This window comes from Agromyces sp. P2_B3 (assembly GCF_056404815.1).
In genome coordinates, this window is the sequence record NZ_JBFUDH010000057.1 from 1 (window position 1) to 553 (window position 553).

Here is a 553-nt window from a genome sequence, read left to right on the forward strand (position 1 = left end):
TGGCTGATGCGCATGCTGTCATCATCAGGGAAGTCAAGCTTGATCCGGTGCGCGATCTGCTCGGGACTCCACCCCAGCACCCAGCCCCGGTCCTTCCTGTGAGGCTTGTTCTGCCCCGTCCATCTCGGTGGTTGCGGGCCAGGCACAACACACCCGTCCGGGCGGCGGATCTGACCGGAGAGACGCTCCTGCACATACTCGCGCAGCCGAGGATTCGCGGCCAGCTTCGCGACCTTCGGTCTTCGAGCGAACAGCTCCGCCTTCCACTGCGCGACAGACGCCCGGTACTCCAGCTTCCCGCCTCGCGTCGCAGCGTTGCGACGCAACTCACGAGAGATCGTCGAGGGACTGCGACCCAATGCTGCCGCGATCGCCCGCACCCCGGTCCCCGTCGCCTTCAGGATCGCGATCTCCTCGCGTTCAGCCAACGACAGATACCGGCCCGACGGCGCCGGCCAGGAATACGGTGACATACCGCCTGATTGTCGGAACCACCGCGACCCAACGACGGGAGCCACGCCGATCGTCACGCCAGCCTCAGCGGGCAGCAGAC

Annotated in this window: 1 protein-coding gene; it reads right to left on the reverse strand. The window is 66.4% G+C overall.

Going from position 1 to position 553, the window contains the following annotated elements; all coding sequences use genetic code 11:
• A partial coding sequence (locus tag AC1DZA_RS20160; protein WP_476774104.1) for a transposase occupies positions 1-553 on the reverse strand: 553 nt, incomplete at both ends.